Origin of the sequence: Clostridium grantii DSM 8605 (genome assembly GCF_900129965.1) — a bacterium.
Classification (GTDB): Bacteria; Bacillota; Clostridia; order Clostridiales; family Clostridiaceae; genus Clostridium_AF; species Clostridium_AF grantii.
In genome coordinates, this window is sequence record NZ_FQXM01000063.1 from 1 (window position 1) to 3561 (window position 3561).

A 3561-nucleotide genomic window follows, 5' to 3' on the forward strand; every position below is an offset into this window, starting at 1 on the left:
CACATATAGCTAACCCTTACATATAAATTAATAGTTAACAGGTTTTCTCTATAAAGTTACAAATCTTTTTATTTGATTAAAAGTTTTTCTAAGAAAAACCTCAATTTACAAACATTTAATTGTATCTAACAGCATTTGATTTTTTTCATGTAAAAATTCTTGACACTTCTCAAATACTTTTTCTAGTTCATTATAATCCCCTGTTTTCTGGCCTTGGCAAATTGCATTTTTATATTCATCATTATACTTTTCGTCTATTCCTATTAAACTAATATTGTTTTCAATACACTGCTTCAACATTATAAATCTTCCTACTCTACCATTCCCATCTTGAAAAGGATGGATTTTTTCAAACTCTCCATGAAATTTAACTATAGATTTAAAATTTTTTTCTGAATTTTCCCACCAATTTAACAAATCATCTATTCTCATATCAACTTCCCAAGGTTGAGCTAGAACAATATCTGAACCTGTTATTTGATTAGGTATCTTCTTCCACACTCCAGAAAATCCATGATGAAAATCTCTTGTATTTTTCTTTAACATTCTATGAAACTCTAACATTAAAGTTTTTGTTAATTTTTCTCCTAAAGTAACTACAACAAAATCAAATAGTTCTACTGAGTTAATTGTTTCATATACATCATCAACTTTATGAGAACCTTCAATTATTTGTTTATCTAAATATTTAGCTAAGTTTTCTCTTGTAAATGTACTTCCTTCTATCTTATTCGAATGATATAAAAATTCATTTTTTATCTCATCATAAATAGAATTGGGGAACTTCATTATTGTTTGTATTTGTTCTATTGTAATTCTCATAAAACACCTCTAACTTCATATTATCTAAAACCATATGCTATTTAATCATTTTATTATTTAATTTTATTTCTCACATTTTCTACTTCATCACTAGATACTCCTAATATTTCTGTAATAACATCTAGGCTATATCCTTTTTCTAACGCATTCTCAATCTTTTACTACCTTCTTCTCCAAATAACTTCTTAAATCCATAATCTGTGAATGGATTTATATACTTTGCTTTCATTATTATCACCTCTTATCTTGTTATACTCTTACCTTAAATTATATCATATTTAAATTATTTTATTCTTTTTGTTCTTTTTATTTTTGTTCTTTTCAAATTTTATTATATCTTAACTCATTTTACTTTTAATAATATTTGTAAGAATTTCGAACATAATAAAAAATAATGACTATACAATGTTCTGTATAGTCATTATTTAATTTTTTCCTAATTCACAGTTCTCTCACCCTAAAATAAGCACCAATAACTACTCCAACCACTGATGCTCACTCTAAATTGTAACTAATCAATTTACTGTTTTTCCCAAGTAATAGTTACCCTAGTGAGATGCAGCCCACTTGCTGTTAACATTTATTTCTTATTTTGAATAGCATAAATTATTGCCACAGTACATGCTACAAATAATCCAGATAAAAAATTAATAGCAAAAAATATATTTACTAATGTCTCCATTAATACATCATCATAATTGAATATATTAGATAAAATTACTGCTGAAATGCTAGTGAGTATGAATGTAAGTACGCCCACAAATATTATAAAATGTTTTTTATAGTTTTTCATGTTAATCATCACTCCTTTCACAATTAGTAAACGCAAATATATATTAAAGCATGCTCTTGTTATAGTTATCTTTCATATCCCAAAATCATAGAACATAAAACACACTTTATAACATCAACCCTGTTAATTTTTATTCATATAAATAAAGATATTTTAAAAATACATCAATATATCAATTACTATGATTTCAAATAAACTATCATCCACCTTTTATAAAATAGCACCATTTACACCTAATATACCACATAAGATTTGAATAATATACGTATAGATTTCAATAAGACTAATCAACTATAGTATATTTACTATAGTTGATTAGCTAAAAACTTTTTAATATTATCTGTTGCGAAAAACATATTACATTGAACTCTCGCAAAATCCTTGAAGATTGGATATTTTACTTGGTCCAATGTAAAGTTTTTACTGCACAGTATATAGATTTTAATTTTCTCAGTTTTAAGAATTGAATGTTAAAAACAAATTAACTTAATGTACTCCCATATCTATTGTATCTATGCATAGATGTGGCTATCGTATCAATGTACCATGAAAAAGATATATTTAGACCTACTCCTGAACCACTTGCAGAAACGCTTGGTTTTAAACCTATTGTATTATGTCCATATTCAAATCGCATACAAATTTCTTGAGAAGTAGCTGAATTTATTGTATTTACTTCGATTCTTCCGCTTCCTTTGTATGCATAGGTACCTATTCCTTCTCCTAAATTAGTTCCTTCTGAAAAATGCATTGCAACAAGTCCGTAATCATTTAGTCTTGTTATTGCACCTGTCTGAGAATAAGTTTTTCCAGTATCAGTCCACTTGTAGTATATTGTATGGTAACTATTACTTGAATATGCAAGATTCATTGGTTGAGAACTAGGGTTTGTTCCACTCCATGCACATCCTACTACATCATTACCCCAAAATATTGGTGCTGACGACCAAGCCCAATTGAAATTAACTTTATATTTAGTTGCACTAGCTGAATAAATATTTGAAGAAAGTGAAAGAGTTGCTGATAAGGTACTTGTTTGTTCTTCACTCCCATCATACGATTTTAAACCATTAATCTTCTCGTCTGAATAACCCATGTTTTTCAATTGTTCTTTTGAAAGTTTAGATCTATCTTTTAACTCTTTTTTATAATCTAAATTCTTAAACTCTTTTATATCTTCTTTAGTATATCCTAATTCTTCTAATTCAAAATCTTTTAGTTCCTTTAAACTTTTATATTGTTCATATTCATTGATAGTAATTGTGTTTGAATTTGAACTTGCTAAAGCAGTGGTTGGCATTAAAATAAGACAGCTTAACATTATAGATAGAACTAAATTCACAAATTTTATCACTAAAAAAAACCCTCTCCAAAACCTTTTTTTATAATATCCTATATGTGTTTGTCTATGTATCAAATTTACCGAAACACACTATAATAATTTTAATTGTTGTTTAATTTATAGCTTTAAGGCATTTTAACCCAACCACATGTGGAACTGCCATAGAAGTACCACTCATACTCTCATATCTACCATTTATGAATGTAGAATAAATATCTGATCCTGGCGCATATACATCTACACCTTCTAAAGCCGAAAAATCAGCAATTGACCCATTTTCATCAATAGCACCAACTGATAATACTTCTGGATATGCTGCTGGAAATTCAGAAGAGCCCCCATAATTATTACCTGCTGCGGCAACCATAATCATTCCAGTTTCATTGGCCTTTTTTACAATGTCATGAAAGCTTTCTGAATTATTAACTGTAGATATGCTCAAATTAAGAATATCAAGGTGATTTTTAATTGCCCAATCAATTCCTTCAATAATATCAGATACATAACCATCGCCATTACTGTCCAATGCTTTGATAGCATAAATATCAGCATCTGGCACCATACCTACAACTCCAAATTCATTCATTGAAGCGGCTATAATACC

4 protein-coding genes are annotated in these 3561 nt (G+C 28.1%); all 4 read right to left on the minus strand.

The features are described from left to right. Positions 1-105 precede the first annotated feature (105 nt). Positions 106-822, minus strand: a complete 717-nt coding sequence (locus tag BUB83_RS20855) for a Fic family protein (RefSeq protein ID WP_073341010.1) — start codon at positions 820-822, stop codon at positions 106-108. A gap of 580 nt (positions 823-1402) precedes the next feature. Then, positions 1403-1615 (minus strand): hypothetical protein, encoded by a 213-nt coding sequence (locus tag BUB83_RS20860; protein WP_073341011.1) that lies wholly within the window; start codon positions 1613-1615, stop codon positions 1403-1405. Positions 1616-2096: 481 nt separating this feature from the next. Beyond that, positions 2097-2969 carry a hypothetical protein gene (locus tag BUB83_RS20865; protein ID WP_073341012.1) on the minus strand — a complete coding sequence of 291 codons (873 nt, stop codon included), beginning with the start codon at positions 2967-2969 and terminating at the stop codon, positions 2097-2099. Positions 2970-3069: 100 nt separating this feature from the next. Continuing rightward, positions 3070-3561 (minus strand): S8 family serine peptidase (locus BUB83_RS20870; protein WP_159434132.1); only part of this gene is annotated, 492 nt, incomplete at its 5' end.

Excerpts from the sequence above, each read along its gene's own strand:
- BUB83_RS20855 (WP_073341010.1), bottom strand. The coding sequence starts at position 822 with ATGAGAATTACAATAGAACAAATACAAACAATAATGAAGTTCCCCAAT.
- BUB83_RS20860 (WP_073341011.1), bottom strand. The coding sequence starts at position 1,615 with ATGAAAAACTATAAAAAACATTTTATAATATTTGTGGGCGTACTTACA.